Source organism: Paenibacillus sp. Root52 (genome assembly GCF_001426865.1).
Lineage (GTDB): Bacteria > Bacillota > Bacilli > Paenibacillales > Paenibacillaceae > Paenibacillus.
Window position 1 is genome coordinate 243780 of record NZ_LMFO01000023.1, and the last position, 21389, is coordinate 265168.

General features: G+C 44.0%; 18 protein-coding genes. 2 read left to right on the plus strand and 16 right to left on the minus strand.

The genetic code is table 11. The features are described from left to right. Nucleotides 1-147: 147 nt before the first annotated feature. Nucleotides 148-1524, minus strand: a complete 1377-nt coding sequence (locus ASD24_RS18705) for an ABC transporter substrate-binding protein (protein ID WP_056698803.1) — start codon at nt 1522-1524, stop codon at nt 148-150. A gap of 519 nt (nt 1525-2043) precedes the next feature. On the opposite strand from ASD24_RS18705, the gene ASD24_RS18710 reads away from it, so the two are divergent. Further along, a complete protein-coding gene (locus tag ASD24_RS18710) occupies nt 2044-3084 on the plus strand; it encodes a LacI family DNA-binding transcriptional regulator (protein WP_327205248.1) in 1041 nt (346 codons plus the stop codon). Nucleotides 3085-3209: 125 nt separating this feature from the next. Here the strand turns inward: ASD24_RS18710 and ASD24_RS18715 are convergent, their stop codons facing one another. The 13 genes from ASD24_RS18715 to ASD24_RS18775 form a co-directional block, all read right to left on the minus strand. Beyond that, entirely contained in the window at nt 3210-4322 is a 1113-nt protein-coding gene (locus tag ASD24_RS18715) for a DUF4272 domain-containing protein (protein WP_235540669.1), read from the minus strand. A gap of 87 nt (nt 4323-4409) precedes the next feature. Beyond that, on the minus strand, nt 4410-5630 hold the full coding sequence (locus tag ASD24_RS18720; RefSeq protein ID WP_056698810.1) for an RtcB family protein: 1221 nt from the start codon (nt 5628-5630) through the stop codon (nt 4410-4412). Between the two features lie 335 nt (nt 5631-5965). Continuing rightward, nucleotides 5966-6403, minus strand: coding sequence for a GNAT family N-acetyltransferase (locus ASD24_RS18725; protein ID WP_056698814.1), 438 nt, complete (start codon nt 6401-6403; stop codon nt 5966-5968). A 46-nt stretch (nt 6404-6449) separates the two neighbouring features. Further along, entirely contained in the window at nt 6450-6872 is a 423-nt protein-coding gene (locus tag ASD24_RS18730) for a GNAT family N-acetyltransferase (RefSeq protein ID WP_056698817.1), read from the minus strand. 254 nt (nt 6873-7126) lie between these two features. Next, on the minus strand, nt 7127-9052 hold the full coding sequence (locus ASD24_RS18735) for an ABC transporter permease (RefSeq protein WP_056698821.1): 1926 nt from the start codon (nt 9050-9052) through the stop codon (nt 7127-7129). Next, nucleotides 9049-9804 carry an ABC transporter ATP-binding protein gene (locus ASD24_RS18740; RefSeq protein WP_056698824.1) on the minus strand — a complete coding sequence of 252 codons (756 nt, stop codon included), beginning with the start codon at nt 9802-9804 and terminating at the stop codon, nt 9049-9051. Before ASD24_RS18740 ends, ASD24_RS18735 begins: the two co-directional genes overlap by 4 nt. A 142-nt stretch (nt 9805-9946) precedes the next feature. Next, nucleotides 9947-10951 (minus strand): sensor histidine kinase, encoded by a 1005-nt coding sequence (locus ASD24_RS18745; protein ID WP_056698827.1) that lies wholly within the window; start codon nt 10949-10951, stop codon nt 9947-9949. Next, a complete protein-coding gene (locus ASD24_RS18750; RefSeq protein WP_056698830.1) occupies nt 10948-11637 on the minus strand; it encodes a response regulator transcription factor in 690 nt (229 codons plus the stop codon). Before ASD24_RS18750 ends, ASD24_RS18745 begins: the two co-directional genes overlap by 4 nt. Before the next feature lie 4 nt (nt 11638-11641). Then, nucleotides 11642-12190, minus strand: a complete 549-nt coding sequence (locus ASD24_RS18755) for a hypothetical protein (protein ID WP_056698833.1) — start codon at nt 12188-12190, stop codon at nt 11642-11644. A 53-nt stretch (nt 12191-12243) separates the two neighbouring features. Next, on the minus strand, nt 12244-12942 hold the full coding sequence (locus ASD24_RS18760; protein WP_056698836.1) for an SDR family NAD(P)-dependent oxidoreductase: 699 nt from the start codon (nt 12940-12942) through the stop codon (nt 12244-12246). A 44-nt stretch (nt 12943-12986) separates the two neighbouring features. Further along, the gene (locus tag ASD24_RS18765; RefSeq protein WP_056698839.1) at nt 12987-13667 is read right to left on the minus strand and encodes a class I SAM-dependent methyltransferase; all 681 of its coding nucleotides are present in this window, start codon (nt 13665-13667) and stop codon (nt 12987-12989) included. Between the two features lie 282 nt (nt 13668-13949). Further along, on the minus strand, nt 13950-14477 hold the full coding sequence (locus tag ASD24_RS18770; RefSeq protein ID WP_056698842.1) for a YfiT family bacillithiol transferase: 528 nt from the start codon (nt 14475-14477) through the stop codon (nt 13950-13952). A 55-nt stretch (nt 14478-14532) separates the two neighbouring features. Next, nucleotides 14533-15216: a class I SAM-dependent methyltransferase gene (locus ASD24_RS18775; RefSeq protein WP_056698847.1), complete on the minus strand. Its 684-nt coding sequence runs from the start codon at nt 15214-15216 to the stop codon at nt 14533-14535. 176 nt (nt 15217-15392) lie between these two features. On the opposite strand from ASD24_RS18775, the gene ASD24_RS18780 reads away from it, so the two are divergent. Further along, nucleotides 15393-16166, plus strand: coding sequence for a sporulation protein (locus ASD24_RS18780; protein ID WP_056698849.1), 774 nt, complete (start codon nt 15393-15395; stop codon nt 16164-16166). Between the two features lie 177 nt (nt 16167-16343). On the opposite strand, the gene ASD24_RS18785 is transcribed toward ASD24_RS18780, so the two are convergent. Both ASD24_RS18785 and mngB read right to left on the minus strand, forming a co-directional pair. Then, a complete protein-coding gene (locus ASD24_RS18785) occupies nt 16344-18320 on the minus strand; it encodes a BglG family transcription antiterminator (RefSeq protein WP_056698852.1) in 1977 nt (658 codons plus the stop codon). A gap of 327 nt (nt 18321-18647) precedes the next feature. Then, a complete protein-coding gene (gene mngB, locus ASD24_RS18790) occupies nt 18648-21326 on the minus strand; it encodes a mannosylglycerate hydrolase (RefSeq protein ID WP_056698855.1) in 2679 nt (892 codons plus the stop codon). Between the last annotated feature and the right edge of the window lie 63 nt (nt 21327-21389).

The following is a 21389-nucleotide window of genomic DNA, read 5'->3' on the forward strand; positions in this document are numbered from 1 at the left end:
ATCTTTTACCCCCATTTCGTCCCCTGCTGCGCCACTTTCCCTTGACGTGCCCCAGCACGCCTGCGGAAAACTTCCTTGCTTGGAACGAAAATTCAGCCAAATCTGCTTCCTTCGGAGTTTTCAGACCTACCCTAATTACTGCTGGTGTTATTGTTTACTGAGCTTATCTACAGCAGCTTGAGCCTGTGCTTTATACTTCTCTGCTGTTGCCTTAACGGATGCATTGTTTTTAATGATATCGTTTACATAATCACCGATTGGATAACCTGCATAGGCATCATCCAGCAAGATGCGACCTGTGCCTGCAATATGCTCACGAATCATCGCGATGTCCTTCTCGTCTGAGTAGAGACTTTCCAGGTAGTCTTGACCTGGGTATTCTTCAATCTGTGGAATGTCGAAGGTCTCTTCATAGATTTGGTATACAATCTTCGGATCTTCTACACCTTTAGGAATAAACTTCGCTGCAGCAGCATTGTTTGCATACGTTACAGACTTATCGCCCTGAGGACCATTCGGGATAGGTACTACGCCAGCAGCGAAGGTCAGATCGCCTAATTGCCATTCTGCCGCAGTGAAGAGAGCGACGTCTCCGTCCTTGAATGTATTACTTTCTTCCCAGTTCGTTTTGTCGCCTGTTTTCACTTTCACCACATTCTCCACGTTATACAGGCGTTTGATGAATTCAGCCGCTTCAATCGTTTTCGGATCAGACAAGCCTTCTTTGGAATTTCCGTCATCTACGATCGTACCGCCATTGGCTGCCGTAAAGTGACGCAGTGCATCGATTGCCCAGCCGGAATATCCATAGACATCAATTTTGCCATCGTTATCCGTATCTTTGGTTGCTTGTTTAGCAAGTTCCATGAATTTATCCCAATTCCACTCACCGTTGTTGTACAGTTCCTGTGGATCAGGCAGTGATAGCTTCTTGAATAGATCACGGTTATAGTGAAGACCCAGACCAATACTTGTTGGTGAGTCAAATGCGTAATCATTACCCGCAATGGACGGGAATCGAGTCATCAGGTTAGCTTCCTGATTGATGTTGTTCTCACTAGTGGTAAACTCAGAGACTGGCAATAACTGCCCTTTGAGTACAGCCGGGAGTGCAGATTTATATTCCATCTGTACAATATCTGCAAACGGCTCGCCAGCAAGGGCAGTCGTTGTGAATTTGTTCATGTACTCTTCAAACGGTACATTTACGAATTCGATGGTCACGTTGTATTTTTTCTCAACCTCAGCAATTTTGTCTAGACGTGCTTTGTCGGACGCAGTCTCTCCAGCTGGTTTTAAATCCCACCATGCTGCAACCTTAATGACACGGCCATTAAGATTCGGAACATCAGCTGCAGGCTCTTCAGCTTCTGTGCTTACTTCTACCGTTTCTGTGGTATTGCCTGAATTCGCCGTACCTTCCTGTTCCGTGGCGTTCTGCGCTGTTCCCCCTCCACTGCAAGCGGATACAATAAGCATGAACACCAATAAAAGAATAGGAAAAAAGCTCCGTTTTCTAATCATGATTAGAACAACCTCCCCAAATGTGTTTACAAATCATGGACAAACCGAAACCGATACCTCCCATATGCCCTAAAGAAAATACATGACCACCACCATTTGTTATTTTCTCGTTTGGTTTCAACAAACAAAATTTAACATAGCACAATGTAAGCGTCAACATTTTTGTTGTTAACATTTTCTATTTCTTCTGTTAGAATGCAATTACAGGCAATAAAAATGCTTATTCCAAAGCATATTATCCATATCACCTATTGAGTACACGCGAATGAAGAACCAATCATTATTTTTTAATTTGTTATTTATTTAAAATAACAAGTCATAATTTTTTAGACAAAATTCGCCTTATTTTTTGTTCATTATCTCTCATCTATGGATTTCACTATCTGCTTAAACCAACCTAGAGCTATCCTCTTGAAATGTCTGTCTGTAATTCGATTCAAGGAAATTAATCATGTATACTAGAATCAGTTTCATAATTCGTTGTAGACAATACGGCAGAACTACGAGTGTAAGGATGGTATGATGAAGACGAAGGTAACAATCCAGGAAATTGCACACTTTACGGGCTTGTCGAAATTTGCGGTTTCACGCGCGTTGTCTGGAAAATCAGGAGTTAGTGACCAGACACGGGATGTTATCCTTAAAGCCGCCGGCAAGCTTGGATATTTTAAAGATAACGCTGCGTTATCTGGGGATGTCCACAATAGTAATGATCTTAATGATCCACAAAACATACGTTGGAGCGGGACGATTTTGATTTTGTTTCCTAACGTCCGTTATCAGAATCAGGAATCCGTGTACTGGGGTCCCGTCTTTAATGGGATATCCTCTCGGCTCAATCAGAAGGGTATTAATATACTGACACTGACAGAGCCTTCTACTGACCAATTATTCACGTTATTAAATCCAGATGCCATTCGCGGCATTATTACGGTGGGCTCCATCTCCACACCGATCCTGCTTGAAATCAAACGGTTGGGCATACCTGTAGTTATGGTCGATCATCTAGATCCCGTCTTCCATAGTGACAGTATTTTCACAGATAATTTTGCATCGATGCGTGACATTATGCTCTACCTGCTTCGTAAGGGGTTCAAACGTTTCCAGTTTGTAGGTAACATCCATGATGCACACAGCTTCTATGAACGCTGGCTTGCCTACAGCTCAGTCCTTATGGGACACGGAATTGAACTCGACCAGATTCCCGAGCTTAGCAGCCCAGATCTCGAGGACTTTCGCAAGACCTTCAGTTCGCTGTTTAACGAAACCAATTTGCCTGAAGTATTTGTGTGTGCCAATGACTTCTATGCTCTCTCTACCATTGAGACATTAGAAGATATGGGCATCCGTGTACCTGATCAATGTGTCGTCACGGGCTTTGATAATGTATACAACGACATTCCCGTGCTCGCTAGTGTCAATGTTAACAAGGAATTACTCGGTGCGCGTGCAGTGGATCAGATGTTATGGCGCATTATTAATCCCGAAAGCAATGTGGAAAAAAAACTTATTCTCGCAGATGTTATTATTCGAGAACATTTCGGCCGACATAGCGGTTGATCTATATTACAGTTAGCCCAACTTAAACAATCACTATAAAAAGCAATACAAATACCCCCATGCCATTCATGAATTAGCATGAGGGTATTTGTTTTTATTTTTCTAATTTATCAGCCTAAGCGCGCTTACGTATCCGTTCTAACATCATCCCACTCTTGATCCAGATAACAGATTAACCAATTCAACGCCCGATGTCGTTCGTAGGCAACTCCGCCATTCAGACCCGCAGGCGGTGTAGTCCCTTTCACGCGACTGTCTACACAGACCCAGTTATATCGATAGATTAAGTCTGCCTCATCTAGGATTTCGCTCACATCACGGAATGAAGCCTGGGATACAAACTCTTCAAACGTGTCACACTGCTGCAAATATCCTACCGCTTGTCCCACGTTACATAGCTGTGTTGGAGCCCCTAATTCTTGAACATAACCAAGAGCCCAGAGCATAACATAATAAGCTTCATATCCCCACGAGAAGGAAATTACCTCCTGCTGCTCCGCTCCATGCTGATGAATAAACCTTCGCTCTGCTGGAGAAAAGAACGAATCTGCATCATACTTATCAATGACCTCTTGGACAAGTGCGGCGGTATCTTCAGCACTCTCACCCGCACCCAAACATTCCCCCTTGAGAGCCGCAAGACATAGAGCCACTGCTCGCCTTGCCACTTCGTCAAGTGTTCGGATTCTGGTATGTTCCTCTCCAGCTCTGGCAGGTAAATGTGGATTGAATGGAATGCCCTGTTCGGTCAAAATACGTTCAGAGCGCTCCTTACGTCGAATGCCAGATGCAGACTGAGGCCGAGCATCATCTAGTAGGCTTGGATGTGCGGTTACTGTGTAATCTTCAACTTCTGAATCACCGTTCGTATCAAGTAACAATTGTCCTTGAGCGTTCAATAGAGAGCCCCCTCCCCAGAAGATCAACGCATCAAGCTGATCCGCCAGCTGCAACAGCTCATTGAAGAACTCCTCGGATATGTCCTCATCCGTCTCAATGCCAATAACCATATTCAAGGTCGAGCATTTGATTAATACTTTCTCCTGGAGTTGAGGACGGTTTGCATCAATCTGGCCAAGAAAATTCATCATGCCTTGGATCATAGCTGTAAATTGTTCCGGATGCGTTCGACTCGTCATGATGTTGAACCCTTTGGTTTTTTTGCTAAACCATTTCTTATGAGTTACGGTAATATGTGTTTTATCTTCATTCAGCTCTATCCGATCTTGGGGATACATTGACCGAAGAAGTTCATGAACTTGCTCTAAGTCAAACTGTGAGCTGTATAAGGCACAATTTTTCAATGGATTCACCTTCTTTAGATATTAATCCTTGTACGGATCAAACTCATTGCCCCCGGCCATGGCCACGCCAACAGGACGCAGAATATGATTCACTTTCAAGGTACTTGCATGGGCATGGAGCACATCCTGCAGTTTCTTATACACGAACGGACTTTCATCTGTTCCTGCACCACGCAGCTCTACGCCATACGCACGGATGGCTTGTTGCATCTGTTCTTCACTAATCTCTCCACCCATACGTGTGCGAAGCTTGTAATTCATTTTGCCAGCAGCCTGTGTACGGCTCATAATCCGTCCCGCTCCATGGACAGTGCTCCGGAAAGATTCCGTATTCTCATCACTGTGAATCCCTTCGACAATGACCGAGATATCTCCCATGCTACCTCCAACAAAACCAAGCTGTCCTGGGGATAACGGTGTTGCACCTTTTCTTACTACAACAGTTTCTTCGCCAAAATGATCTTCTTTCCAAGCAAAGTTATGGTGGTTATGGACAGCGTATTCGCTGCGAGCTCCGAGGATATCCAGTACCTGTTCGATGACGTAGTCACGTCCTGCATATGCATATCTACCCGCAAGGGTCATCGCCTTCCAGTACATATCACCCATTTCACTACCTAGATCAAACAGTGTAGGGGGTTGATCCATCGACTCACCAGGCGCTTTCCCACTGAACTCACGCCCTGCTGCCAAGTTGAGGAAACCACTCGCCACTTTATGACCGAATCCACGACTTCCGAAGTGATTGGCAATCCACACCTTGCCCGTAGCTTCTTCCACGAAAATATCAACAAAATGATTACCACTGCCCACGGTTCCGAGTTGGTTGCGTGCCAGCGTCTTTAACTTCTGCTCTAGCTTAGGCTCGATGGTGTCAAATAGCTTCCAGCTCGAATCATCAAACAATTCGTGGTCAATCGGTGTTGGATTGTTCCGTCCCACCCCAAATGAAACGACCCGGTTAATCTCATCCATCATCTTCGCAATCCCGTGAGCAATATCGTCCCACATTAGATTCGTACGTACCGCCTTGTTACCACAGGCAATATCGTATCCCACACCTGAAGGACTAATCATATTACGGTAGGCGACCACACCACCAATGGGCTGAGAATATCCTTTATGATGATCCGCCATTAATGCCACACCAAGCACATCTCCATACTGCGAGCAAGTCACAGCCTGGCTCACTGCATTCTCCAGCGGTTCCCCCCAAACTTTAATGTTATCAATCACACGCATAATGTATAAAACCTCCTTGTACTCATAAGAAATTAAACAGCAATAGCTCTGTATATTTTACCAACATTTGTAGATTATCGGCAGGGGTAATTTTATTTTGTAGGATCTATCTACATCTGCCAAGTGCTCTCCAGGACGTTGAACGATCTGCTCTAAGATGAAGACTAAGTTGCGACTTGTCAAAATCAGACAGGTTTTATAATGATGTTCAGTGGAAGGTCAATAGAAGAGACATCAAAAAAAGAGAGCCTACGGCTCCCTTTTGTTCTAAAGCCTTTCTTGTTAGAGCATGCTCCGTTGGAATCCATGTGAATATGTAACAGCCTCAGACGAGATCAGCTAAATTGCTTCCTGTACCCCTGAACCTTCTCATCCTTAAACCCTAGCTTCTCATAAAACTGATGTGCTTCCTTCCGCTGATCGCCAGATACCAGAATCATATAACCACATGCGAGATCTCTAGCGATTCGTTCGATCTGTAGCATTAGCTTTTGGCCAATTCCCTGCCTACGCTCCTGATCAGATACAATCACATTCTCCACCACCATAAATGGTTTGCACTGACCTACCAGATCCATACACTCAATACCCATCACAGAGCCGACCAGCTTCCCCTCATAGAATGCTCCGAGGATATAGTAGTGCCCATTCTGTTGAATGTATCGAAACATCTTCTGCATCTGAACCTCATTTGTTGGTGTCTCCATCAATTCATTGTATAGCTGACTTAATGCTGGCAAATCTTGAAGTTCAATAGCTTTTACGGTTACCATGATGGAATACCCCCTGTTGACCTTAAACGATAACACAATGGCTCATTTAAAGTTCTTTCTTAAAATAATAGTGTGTGTGCCCTGTTGGGGCATTCTCAATAACTGTCGTGACTGTGTACCCATGCTTCTTGTAAAATTCTGGTGCTTGAAAGGAAAATGTGTTCAGCATAACAAAGTCACATTGCTTCGCACGCGCAAGTTGTTCCACCTCAAGCAGAAGCTGTGAGCCAAAACCCTGTTGACGCTGTTCTGGATTTACCCACAAAATGTCGATTTCAATCCAGTTCCAGCATAGTGTACTGAGTATACCTGCCACAATCTCGCCAGCCTCATTTTTCACATGGAAGTTTAGTTCCTCATACCGATCTCTGAGTTCAGTCGATATATGACTTGCATTATACGCTATTAATTGCTGACGAACATACTGAGAATCTTCTGCAGTACTTGAATTTAATATATGATTGGACATGATTCTGTTCTACCATCCCTTCTATAAACTCTTATATTAGCGCCTCAGCATCGAAGCATTCTTCCATATGTAATGTAACATCCATCTGATCATTATTTCGCTATACTTCCTTGATCCTCCTTTTTTTCCATTAGTAAATGACTAAGGCGTGTCTTATAACTCCTAAACAACCTTAGCTTAGGCAATCCTATAGGATACCAAACTAAGGCTGTTTATTCGTATGCTGAGATGGCTCTCTTCTCCTGATCTCTGATCTACAATGATTCTCTAATCACACGTTTATAGTACAAGACAGATAATAACCCAAACATCGAATACAACATCGTATATACAATCATCACAATCACCATTGGTGTCACGAGCTCAGTACCGAAGAAGAACCACCCCGACTTCACCGCAAAATAACTATGACTCAATCCAATAACTAACGGGATACCAAAGTTAAACAATTGCTTCAATTGAATACCGCGTAACAAATTAGCTTGGGTGAAGCCGAGCTTACGGAGTATCGTATAATTCGGCTTTTCTTCTTCACTTTCGTTCATTTGTTTGAAGTATAGAATGCATCCTGAGGTAATCAGGAAGGTCAGACCTAAGAAACCTACGATAAACATAATAAGGCCCATATTGGTGCGCTGACTGTCTCGAATTTCGATCTGAGCGAAATTCGGGACATGCAAGTCTAGTGCCTTGTATATCCTGTATGCTTCCTCCGCCTGAGCCGAGCTTACAATCTGTACACCATAACTATCAGCCTTGTCTTCCTCCTGAAGCTTAGGATCGAGATCCTGTTGAAGCTGTTGATAGACCGATTCGTCCACCACAGCGACTGGTGTTCCTTTCGTATAATACGTAGGGAGTACTCCCTGCTTCGAGGTTCCAATTAACTCCTGATCGATGCTATGCTTCATTCCATGCAGAACAATAGACCCTTTTTCCCGAATCGGAATTAATTGCCGAACGACGTTTCCATACCCCATAAAGACCACTTCACCCGGGGTGAGATCCAAGTCATCCACCATCTGGTCGCTCACGACACTGCTGTACAAAAACTCCTTACCTTGAGATTCATTCATGATATCTTTTCCATCAATTTCAATGAAAATCGGTTGTCTGTGCTTTACCTCATAAGCAATCTCTCGCTGATCCAATTCAGCTACAAATCGATTCTTCACATTCGCTTGTGCAAACGAAAAATCCTCTGGCACACTCTCTCGTGCTTGAGCCTCTGCCGAATAATATGAAATATATGTCAGAGACAGCATGCCAATGGCAAGAGCCGAGACCGTTGTAATAATGGTGAGCAACAAGGCATTCGACTTCATGCGGAACATAATAGATGATAACGATAACACCTCATGAATAGATAGGTAACCCTGTTTTCTTTTGCGAATCAGATTAAACAGAAAACTAACGGAACCTTTGTAGAACAGATAAGTGCCCAATATAACAGAGAACAGGATCACAAGCATCGTGACCATCAATTGCTGCATATCGAGTGCGGCTCCACTGAACAATTGGGCTGACAAGACATAGCCGAATACGATGAGGATAATGCCTAATACACCTACGATAACCTGCCCCGTTGACATCTGGCTTTGTCGCTGCTCCGAGGTTGAAGAGACACGAAAGAGCGAAAGAATACTCTGTGCTCGAATGAAGGTATAGTTCATCAACATGATCAGCATGTACAATACGACAAAAACAATGATAGTCTGCACTAACGCCATCGGAGAGAAGACCAACTTCGTAATGGCATCTACACCAATAATTTTGAATAAAATCATTAGGATCAGCTTCGATCCAAGGAATCCGATCAACACCCCAATAATCATAGAACCGAAATAAAGAATGAAATTCTCTACACTCAAAATTCGAAAAATCTTACCTTTGGTTAATCCAATAAGCTGAAACAATCCAATCTCCTTACTGCGACGTTTGATAAAGATCGTATTCGCATATAACAGAAAAATGGCTACAATGACGATTAATAACACCGATGATGTACCTATTGCAGCCGCACCTTTAACGGAATTCTCCACTTCAGTCATGGATGAATCGTACTGTAATGTCACAAACGAAAAATATAAGGCAACGCTGAAAATTAGTGCAAAAACATAGAGATAATAATTTTTCAGATTTTTGCGCAAATTGCGAAAAATGATGTGGTTTAGACTCATTGCTGCACACCACCCAGTACACCCTGCGTTTTGATGATATCATTGAAGAAGGTCTGACGTGACTCGTCCCCTCGGTTCAATTGCGTATAGATCTGTCCATCGCGAATAAAAATAACTCTACTACAATAGCTCGCAGCGCCTGGATCATGCGTAACCATAATAATCGTTGCCTGATGTTTAGTGTTCATATCACTGAGCTTACCAAGCAGATCGGAAGCTGACTTGGAATCCAATGCTCCTGTCGGCTCATCTGCAAAAATAATGCTGGGATCATGAACGAATGCACGTGCAGCCGAAGTCCTCTGTTTCTGCCCGCCCGAGATTTCAGACGGATATTTATCCTTTAGTTCAGCAATTCCTAATTCCCCTGCAATGTGGTCGAATCTACGATGCGCTTCTTGTTTCGGTATGCCCGTAACGGAGAGTGGCAAAAGTACATTTTCCTTAACCGTAAGTGTGTCCAGCAGATTGTACTCCTGGAATATAAAACCGAGATGTCGTTTGCGGAATTCAGCGAGCTGCTTCTCCTTCATCCCAGTAAACTCTTTACCCTCAATCTCTATAGTGCCTTGACTGACACGATCAATCGAGGACAGCACATTTAACAGGGTTGTTTTGCCTGAGCCGGAAGGTCCCATGATGCCAACAAACTCCCCTTTGCGCACCCCTAGATCAATACCTTTTAATACCTCTTGTTTGTTAAATTTATCTCCATATACTTTATATATTTTCTTCGCTTCCAAAATGAACATGTCCCATTCACTCCTCCTCGATATGCTTCTAGGCATCCTTCGTAATCAAAAGCGGCTCTCTGAACAATTTTTATCATAAGGGGAACGGGATTATTTATCCTTCGATTGATCTAACAAAACCAAAAAGCATGTGACATTATCGTCACATGCCTGCAAGCCGCACCATTTCATTCTCTCGTGGAAAGGTTAACTGTACTGTTGTGCCTTCTCCCGGAACGGAGTGCACATGAACATCAATCCGAAGAGTCTGCGCAACCTGCTTCGTTAGATACAGTCCCATGCCCGTAGCCGTTCCTTCGAGCCGTCCTTGAGTGGATGTGAAGCCTTTATCAAAAATACGCGGCAGGTCCTGAGCCTCTATGCCTCGTCCCTGATCCTGAATAGTAAGTACAACGTGTCCCTCTTGCTCTTCACTCATAATAACAATATCGGAGGAATCACTATATTTCACTGCATTACTTAGAAGCTGGCGAATGATGAAGCTCAGCCACTTACTGTCTGTCAGTACATGAGTGGCAGATAAAGATACATCGAACCCAATTCCTTTGGAAATACACCATGACTTTAACGCTCGAACCTCCCCAACGATTACAGATTCAATCTCCGTATTCTCCACAAACAAGTCATTGTGCATAAACGGAATGCGTTTCTGATGAAGCTGTTGATCCAAGAGCTGATGTATACGCAACCATTCATACGTCATCTGTGCCCGCAAGCGATCGTCAGGCATCCGTTCAATCATTAGCTGTAATGCCGTCAGTGGCGTCTTAACCTCATGAATCCAAGACAGAATCTCGTCCTTCTCCTGTTCTAATGAACTAAAATGAGAAGTCGATTCCTTCCGGTAACGCTCGGTCTGAGAAGCCACGGCATCATGTATAATGCGCTCATACGGACTATCCGCTTGATCCAGCTCGGCGAGATCATATGTATGATCCCAAGTAGTCAATTTTTTGTAATAACGCGTCTCTTTCGGGTATCTCGCCCAGATAAACACAATACATATGACAACCTGAAGCAACACAATATAAGCTAACGCTCCAAAAGGAATAGATGTATCTATATAAGCAACAAACAAAGTGATGAGCTGTATGAAAATCAGGAGTAACAACCAAGTCAGCTTCTCACGTAAATACTGCCAAATCATATATTTGCCTCTTCCGTAGCCTGATAACCTTGTCCTACATGAGTTTCAATATACGAATCTAAGCCAAGAGGTTCCAGCTTCTTCCGCAATCGATTCACATTCACCGTCAACGTATTGTCACTAACAAAATGCTCATGATCCCACAGACTACGGATGAGTTCTTCACGGGTCACAATTTGATTTTTGTGTTCGACAAGCAATTTAAGAATCAACATTTCATTCTTCGTTAGTAGAACTGCTTGCTGATCATGAGTAAGCGTATTTTTCACATACTCAATCGTTGCACCTCGCCAAGTCCGTAACTCTACCCGCTCTGTATTGTAATTGTATACGCGCCGTAGCGTCGCCTGGATCTTCGCAATCAACACTTCAAAGTGGAAGGGCTTCTGCACAAAATCGTCAGCACCCAGATGCATGGACATTACCATATCCGTAGGATGATCCCGTGAAGACAGAAAGATAATAGGCACATTGGAATGCGCCCGGATCAATCGACACCAGTGAAATCCATCATATTGCGGCAGCTTAATGTCGATGATGACAAGTTCAGGCTGAATGCTACTGTAAGCCTCCATCACTTTGCCAAAATCCTGCACGCCATAAATATCATATGACCACTGGCTCAATCGATCCTTCATTTCATTAAATAGGGATTCGTCATCCTCTATCAGCATAATTTTGAACATTAGATTATTTAATCATTCCTTTGTCGAGCAGCAGTTGGTAAATATCCATGATCTCACCATCCTCAGGATCCGTAAACGTGATCAGATAAATGCTATACGATTCGCCTGTCTGCTGGATTTTGAAGGCTGTCCCAGGGCGGAGCCAGTCAGGCGACAACTCAATCTGTTTTACAGCGTTTGTTCCAACAGCCAGATAGTTCCACTCCGTTGAAAACGTTGGATCATCCTGAAAAGCAAATTTCTTAAATCCGCCCGAATTCATCCATAAAATGTGCGCAAACTTGGCGTCCGGAGTCTGTCCGCTGTCGTATAGAATCTTCCAAAAACCAAATCTATTGCGCTCCAAATAGATCAAAATTGGATTATCCCCTTCTCCTGCCTCAATCACCTTGTATTCCAGCTGATTCGCATTATATCCCTGATGGTAAGTAGAGTATGACGTTGAATATCCTCCCCAAGATAAAGCAAGCTTCAAGCTGTTGGCTCTAATGATCATTAGGGTAATTACAGCAATAATCAAGAGCGACAAGATAATCCATCCTATTTTCTTCAAAAACTCACTCCTTGGTGGCGAATTCGGACTGAACTTCAGTCTGAATTCCTTTGCTACTTGAGTTGGGCTAGAAGTCGCTCTGCAACATCTCTCGCATCTTGCAGTTGGCCTGCTTCGTAAGCTTGACTGAATAGTGTAGATAGCGCAAATTCTGCTTCGCTCTTACCTCGTGCCACCGCCTGTAACTCTGTATCGACCATACCTGGGTCAAAAGTTAGCACTTCAACTGGATTCACCGCGCTGCCTTGCTCTGTCGCAAGACATTGTGTAAACATGTTGATGCCTGCTTTGGCTGTGCAGTACGTTCCCATAGCGGGCGCTGGATATTGCCCTGATGCAGAAGAAACGTTTACAATTTTTCGCCTTACATTCATAGCATTGCTATGGCGAATAAAAGAAGAACTTAATATCATGGGTGCTACCAAGCTAATATTCAAACTGTGACTGATCTCTGCGGCATTGCATTGATCTATGGGTTTTAACGGTTCAACCATGGCTGCATTATTAATCAGTCCAACGATCTCAGCTTCCTGTGCTGGAATCTGTGCCAGAATTCGAGTCATCAGCTCATCGATTCCCGTATGATCACTAAGGTCATACGCGTAATGTGTATATTGAGAATGAGCTGTTAACGGCTCATGAGTGCCTCGTGAAATACCATGAACCCAAGCTCCCCTTTCCAATAACACTTCTGCTAATTGCATCCCAATGCCTTTAGAAGTACCTGTGATGATATAATGTTCTGTTCTCATTCGTCATCCTCCTAATTTAAGTTTAAACCGCACTATCTATGTAATTATGCGTCTCTCTTCTTCCACAACGTCACCCATAGGATGGGTATGCCAAACTCAGCATCTTCCTGATTCATTGTCTTCATTGGGCGTAACTCTACACATTCGAATGATTCCTCCAGCATATAGCGGAGCTTCTCTTCTGTAAATGCTAGACCACCCTTCATTGATTTCTCCCGGTATACATCCCAATCATCCATAACGGTCTCTGGCCCGCCCATACCTCCGAATCCTGGAGCAAAACAAGTCATGCCAAAGTAGCCTCCTGGTCGAAGCGCACTATAGATCATCTCTAGATACGGTATACGCTGATGGGGCAAGAGATGATGAAGACAGCCGGAATCATATACGAGATCATATTCTGCATGCGGAGATAACTCAAATACGGATCGACACTCAAAGTTAACCGCGAGCTGTTCTTCATTAGCCCGTTCTTTTGCCCATGCAATAGCCGTCTCGGATAGATCGTATGCATCGACTTGGTAACCCTCACGCGTCAGATAGATTGCATTTCTACCTGGCCCACAGCCAAGCTCTAGAGCCTTGCCTCCAGTCAGCAATCCTGAGTTCACATGTGCTACCAAATTCTCATCAGGCTTATTCGGGAAAAAGGGAATCGGTCTGCTACGATCTTCATAAAAAGGTTCCCAGAACTGTTTTGCAGAGCGAAATTCCGCATCTAACATGTCATATACATCCTGAATATTTCTAATTGTTTTTTCTATACCTTTCGCCTCCTAATTCAGATGAAACCCCCTTGTAGAATAAGCATTTCAAACGGATTTCTCTCAAAATTATGCTACACTCTATTATAACATTTTTACCCAGAAGTTCTCTATTTTTCTTGAAGAATTCCATGATGTATAGGTATAAAACTGGGCATACAAAAAGACGTCTAAGGAGAGCGTATTGCTCCACTGAGACGTCCTTACTACTTCCCTATGAAAGGTAAAAAAGTTATACCAATCTCATATACCTAATCGTTCCCGAAGTGAGGTAATATGAGCGACATGGTGTCTGCCATGCCAGGAATAGAAGCCTAGGTTATAGTCCAATCTAGTCGTTTCTTGTGAACCTGGGTGATAGAATGATTTGGCAAAATCCGCATCTGTTAAGGTATGTAGCAGCCCGACCCACCGGCGGTGTAATGCATCTAGAATCTGAAGGGAGAATTCGATATCCAGTTCCCGTGAATCACTAAGCTCAGCCCAGCGATCCTCGTAATACGGCTTGATCGTTGGATTATCCTCGGTCAGTGCCAACTTGAATCGAATCATGCTGTTCATATGACTATCCGCCATATGATGGATCACTTGTTTAACCATCCAGCCTCCGTCCCGGTAAGGTAGGCTTAACTGTTCTGGGCTCAATCCTTCTACAGCTTGACGAGCGCTAGCGGGTAACTGTGCAATGTCCTCAATCCACTGTTCTCTCTGAGCTACTGTAATCTCCCCCGAATGTTCGAATGATCCAATAGGATATCTCAAATCCATCATGTATTCCCTCCACACCTCAGTTTAAATGTTAATCCCGTTCTTCTGAATATATAGATTACTCTCCTGCCCTTACTGCTCTCCAAATGTACTTGCGCTCCTGTACACAGATTCTTCCGTCAACCAGACTTTCATCTAGTTTGGCTTGAAATGCTTCCTGAAGCTCAGGCAACGTATAGTCAGGATTTCCTGGCGTATCGGAGAGAAAGAGTGCAAATTCATGTTCATTAGGGAACACTAGAACTGCATCGTTGAATTCTTCGATTTCAATATCCTCATATCGGTTATTCAACAACCGTTCTCTCACCTTACTCACATCGCCATGAATACCGATGATTGTTCCGCCTTTGCGAAGCACTCGGCCATGTTCAATGATAGATGTTGGTCCGCGACGATCATAAATTAGGTCAAACTGTTCATCCACAAAAGGCATCTTCGTCTTGGTCGTAGCGTGTACAAACTCTACGTTCCTCACACCAGACGATGCTAGCCCCGATAATGCGATTCGTATCATCTCGCTGGAGTTGTCGAAACCGGTAACGTGCTGAGCGTAAGCTGACATTCGCAATGTAAACTCACCATGACCACATCCCGCGTCAAGTACCGTGTTATGGAGAGGTAACATTTCAATTAATCGCTTTTCAAACACATCTTCCGCTGAGTGTCCTTCGACGATAAACTTCGACCTGCCCCGATATCCTCCGTTACGTCTCGCAATCATGTCATACCATGCCAGTCCCATCCGATTCCCCCTCCGCATATTCCTTTATTTAACTATATTCGACAATGACCGTTCATTTCCCCCACTATTCCGAGAATTTTATACTATAAAATTTGAAACGGCAATCCGTCACATTCCGTATAAAGGTCGAAGTCGTATTTTTTCCCAGAAATCGAACTGATCCGGAGGTTGAGCAAATGTCATTTTTCAAGAAAATGTTAGCTAGTGTAGGCGTAGGCGCAGCAAAAGTAAATACGGAATTAGATACTCCTGAGGTTATCCCAGGCGGTGTTATTACAGGAACGGTATACATACAAGGTGGTGATGTCGAACAGAACGTCGACCGAATATACCTAAGTATTCACACTCATTACCTACGTGAACGCGATGATCGTAAGTTCAAGGAGAAGGCAACTATCGCCAAGTTTTTGTTAACGGATGGCTTCACCTTGCAGCCAGGCGCAAAGCTGGAGAAACAGTTCTCATTTGACCTACCGGAAAATCTTCCGCTCACGCTGCATAGTGCCGAGGTATGGGTGGAAACAGGCCTTGATATTGCAAGTGCTATGGATCCTTCGGATCGGGATTTATTACGTGTTGTACCAACCCAAGAGATGCGTACCGTCTTAGATGCCATTGACATCCTTGGCTTCAAGTTGCGTGAAGTCACCAATGACTACGCACCTAAACTTGGCTGCAATCTGCCCTTTGTTCAGGAATTCGAATTCGTACCCACGAATAAGTTTCGTGGATATTTGGATGAGCTGGAGGTTCTGTTCTATCCGATGGGCGACTCGCTAGAGCTACTGCTACAGATCGATCGTCGTGCTAGAGGGCTAAGTGGCATTTTCTCAGAAGCGATGGGTACAGATGAGAGCTTTGTCCGACTACACCTATATGAGCGGCATCTAGCGCGCGGAGCACAATCGGTGGCGCAAGGGTTGGAAGAAGTTATTTCGAAGCACATTTAATTCAGTGAAAGTGATATAGAACTATAAACAGACGATAATTAACAAACCATAAACAATAAACAATAAACAATAAATCATAAATCATAAAAAAAACAAGCAGTTCTCCCCAGTTAATCGGATAGAGACCTGCTTGTTTGTTTAGTTCACATGTAATATTTCGATTAAGCCTAATACTACTCAGGAATAAGCATCCGTACTTTTGGTACGCAGTGTATGGCGAACGATCTGGGCAAAATCCTCAAAGGCATTACAGGTTCGCAACCCCTCAAGGAGTTCCTCCTGACGGATGAATTCCACAAATAGATCGTAGATACCCATCGCTTGCTCATAATCCTCTTTGCATATAGATAACATGAATATCGCGTGTACTTCGTTCTCATTATCCCAACGAATTGGCTTCTCCAGCAAACAGACGGAGACAACCGTACGTGTAGAACTTAGCTCTAACGGATGGGGTATCGCCATACCTCTACCCAAAGCCGTGGAAGCCATTTCCTCACGCTCCTGTAATGCAGGCCAAAACCGACCCGTCACTACACCTCGTGCTGATAACCTATCACTCATCTCAGACATAAGCTTGAACTTATCAGGCTGATCCGTACGATACATAAAAAATTCAGGATCGAAATAGCGTAGCAACGTCATTTCCTCTTGGGTATCACTGGAACGTACCATATGCGTTATGGTTGCCATATCCCGTTCTGAAGGAATAGCAGCGATGACAGCCGAAGGCTTGCCCTTAGACTCTCGTAAGCGAATGGTGGAGATCACCATATCCTCGGGAATGCTCACCATTTCCTCATATTCACGTAAGGATACAACGCGAGATACCTCCAGCTCCGCAAACAATGAACGCAAACGCGATTCAAGGATACGTGCTGTACCATAACCTGAGCCACATACGAGTAGAACGGACTTCCGTTTTCGGTGAGGAATTTGATATTTGCGTTCCAACGCCGCTCCGAAATGCAGTGCCAGATAACCAATCTCGCTATCATTAATTTCATAAGGCACATACGTCTGTAGCTGTTTAATCGCACCAATCGTAATCTCATATGCCAGCGGATAATATTTACGGATATGTCCCAATAGTGGATTACGCATGTTCATCCCATGCTCTAGCCGTGTAATCATGGGTTTCAGATGGGCGTAAAGGTCACGTGGTAATCGTTCATCATCTCTTAGATCATAACTATATCGTTCACAGACATAGTCTAGCATCCGCTGAACGGTAACATATAGAGGATCATCCGATAGACCATCCCAATCCGTAGCCGTCATTTTTTTGCTAATAATATGCAATAACAGATAATCACGCTCACCCGCGGAGAAACGAATGGAATATAACTCCTCCAGATCTTTAATCATCTGTAGAGCAAGTTCTTGATCCTGCCCACTCGCCTCTACTGTATCAAACTTCTCTAACCCATGGCCCTGCATAACACGAAGTACCATAACAGCCAAATGTGTGATCAGATCCTTCAGAGCCAGATCAGCGATCCGAACATGCTTATGACGCAAATGTCGCATCACCACTTCCCGAATTTGGGCTGGATCCACAGGCTGCAACAATTGCTCCTGCGCAACCGTAATTCCATCTGGAGCCAATTGTAATTGTTCATCACGCACGTCAGCATATTCAGCGAGACAATATCGAATGCTTTTCTCATCCCCAGTTACCTGCACGCCATATCCAGGTTTAATGCAGAGCTGCAATTGATAATTCTCTAGAATCTGACGAATGATCTTAAGGTCATTATTCATCGTTGCACGGCTAATAAATAATTGATCAGCGAGGTCTTCCATTTTGATATGACCTGGTTCGTTTAACAATTTAAACAATTCAAATCGTATCCGCTCCTCAGGTGATCCAGGGATGGGCAAGCTCCCAGATTGAAGATTATGCCGGTTTTCAAGCAACGCTTCATAGCTGGAAGGCTCATCGATCACGATGGAATACCCCTTCCCTCGTTTGGATTCCAGTCTGCTTCCATGTTGCACAAGGATGCTCTCCAGCTTCTTCAGATCGTCCCGAATGGTTCTCACTGTGACCTCTAGCCTCTCGGCAAGAGCCTGGCTTGTCCACGCCTGATCCTGCCCTTCACCATGAAGAAGGAGAAACAACTTCTGCAAACGTTTGTATGGAAATATCATATCTATATCCGACCTCCTCTCTGATCCGTCTAAGCTGAGCATTCGATAAAATCCATTTAACCACGTCTAACTGTGAACAGTATTTATATTAATTCAGCTTATATAAATTGAACTAAAGAATATTTACACTGCCACTCCGATGACAGAATAACTTTCCGATCGCTGTTATCCCCAGATTTTTTTGATTCCCTTTTCCAAAGGGAATATCGGGGATAGCGTATGCTTCCGATGTAGCTTTCTTGCAGAAAGCTTTCAGGCGAACGCTCCGCTTCTCCATGTTATTTCTGTCCTCTCCGTTCTAGTATAAATGTAAATGTTAAGTTCAATTTATACAGATACAAGGACGGTCAACAGCTTGCAATGGGTAAGCTCAGGCAATGGAATGACTTGCTCTTTATTCGCAATAACCTGTGCTGGCTCCAAAGACTGTTCGGCCAAGGATACTCGTTCCACCGAAACCGACTGATTGAACTGAACTGTTGCTTGTGCATTTTGCTTCAAGTACGGATTGAATACACGGATAATATAACCATCACGATGTTCCGCTTTCTTGAACGCGCTGAGTACAGCATTAGATTCCTCCTTAAAGGACATTAAGCTGTAGTTCTGTGGCAATGTACGCTCTTCATCTCGGAAGGCGAAGATCAATCGTCCATTCAAAAAGTCACACAATTGATAGCTGGCGATCGGGGTTAAATATTCACGCGCAACATGCGCTACCTTCGCTTCATCCAGTCCAGCATGGTGGATATACAATGCAAACGAGAAGTTCAGCTCACCCAGCAACTGGGCATCTGGTGTAGCAACGATTTTCTCTCCCGAAGCTCGCCCCGGGCGATACACAAGATTTTCTTTACCCATGAAACCAAACGTTCGGAACAAGGTCAAGGCAATAGTATCCATCTTCTCGCCTACAATCTCGTACTCACGCACTCCTTCGGTGATCACTACGATGCCACGATTACCGTCATTCAATCCCGCATAACTCTGCATCGCTTCAATCGTAATCGGCTTCTCTTGCCACTTCTCACGTTCCCACACCTGGGCTTCAGGCAAGGACGTAGGACGAGCAATAACACCAAAAGGCTGATCTGCAATCGATAAGGAGGAAGCTAGACCTGTATCAAAGAGTACACGTAGTCGGTGGCTAAGCACCTGATTTTGTACCTGAACCTCAAAGCGGATCAATGACTCTCCCTTACGAAGTCCTACTTGAACTTGGATTGGCAGTTGTCCCGAGCTTATTCCTGCTTCACGTTCATGCAGATCCGCAGGCACATTCAGTGTGCATCCCAGTTGAAGCTCTTCAAGAACGGTGGTCTTCGCCGTAGTCACATTCAGTTTGCTACCAATGGAAGATACAATAAGATCCCGCTCTGGTGGTGAATAGTTGTAAGAATCTCCGTCATCACCGTTATCTTCAAACACCATCTGATTGGCATACGTCTGTCCAGAGGTTTTATCTGTAATGGTTAATGTACCGTTATCTTCAACAACGATGCCAAAGAATTCATTTTCGATATGCTGATCATTGCGTCGCTCAATCGTTGGTGCCGCTCCCTGACTAAAGTCAAAGATGATCTGAGTATATCCCATCGCCGGAACCTCTTGCAGTTCTACTAATAGTTTCGCACGATATACACGGTCTGGGAGATATACTTTACGACTTGGATTCAGATCAATGTGTTGTCCTAACACATAATCTGTCTGATCTACTTTGTCCACAATCGTATAGGCCAGTTCTCTTCCCTTCGTATCACGAATAACAAACGATTCCTCTGGAATGTACGCTTCAATCTCCGTAACACCCCCACGAACATACGGTAAAGTATTGAACAGGGTAAAGGCAAATGTCTCCTCCTGCTCAATGGTGGAAGCAATCATTCGCATATGCAAATCTAGTAGATTGCGTGCGATATCATTGGCTTGTTTGTAACGGAAAGCAACGTCCTGATTCGTAGTATCACTGTTGCATCCACCAATACTATCATGCGCCGCATTCTCAAACATCAACTTCCAGATATCTTCCACAATGCGATGCGGATATTCATGTCCAAGAGAGTGACTGATGGCCAGTACAGGCTCTAAGATGTTCGCAATGAAGTTCTCGATCTGGTTATTCTGTTGCTTGAGATCTGCACGCGTGGAAAAAATGGATTTGTGAATGCGCATATGCTTAGCTTCCATTAACTCACCGCGGAGTACCGGCAGATCATGACTGTCTGCTTCGATCTCTGCCATGAAACGTTCCGGCTCATTCATTACATATTCCCTTTTGTCATCTAGCTCGTTGAAGCGTTCAATCAATTGAGGCAGATTCAAACGAATCGGTGCTTGATCGAAGCCATTCGGGAAGTAAATATGCCGCGTTGATGCTTTGTTCTCAAGCGCGCCAATCTGTTTTTCCAAATACGGCTGCAAATCCTCGGCATCCTCTGGAATGTTTCCTCCGTAGTAATATCCAAACGGCATCTGAACCGCGAATACTTGGCTACCATCCGATCCTTCCCAGGTAAATTCAGTACGCGGATTCGTATTATCGGACACCCCACGCCAGAACAAGAAACGTTCAATGCCGAACTCCCGATAAATCTGCGGCATTTGTGCTGATTGTCCAAACGCATCTGGTACATAACCAACCTTCATGGCATGCCCATATTTGCGTGCTGTTTCCGTTCCATAGTACAGGTTTCTAACCATGGATTCACTGGAAATGACCAACTGATCTGTTTGGGTATACCACGGGCCAGTCATGAGTCGTTTAGCTGAAACTAGATTACGAATACGTTCCTCATCCTCTGGACACCAACGGATGTAATCATCCAACAAGGAGCCCTGAGCATCTAGCAGGTAATAATGAAATCCTTCAATATTCTCCAGTGCATTTAGCACTTCTTTAACATGTTTGACTAGATAAACTTTGGAACGGGAGGTGGTGAAGTACCATTCCCGATCCCAGTGTGTGTGTGGAATAACATGCACCTTCGTACGTTCTCTCTCACTCATCTCTGTATCCCTCCAGTTGCTTATTTAGCTCTATATAGTTCAACTAAAAGATGTTTACACTAA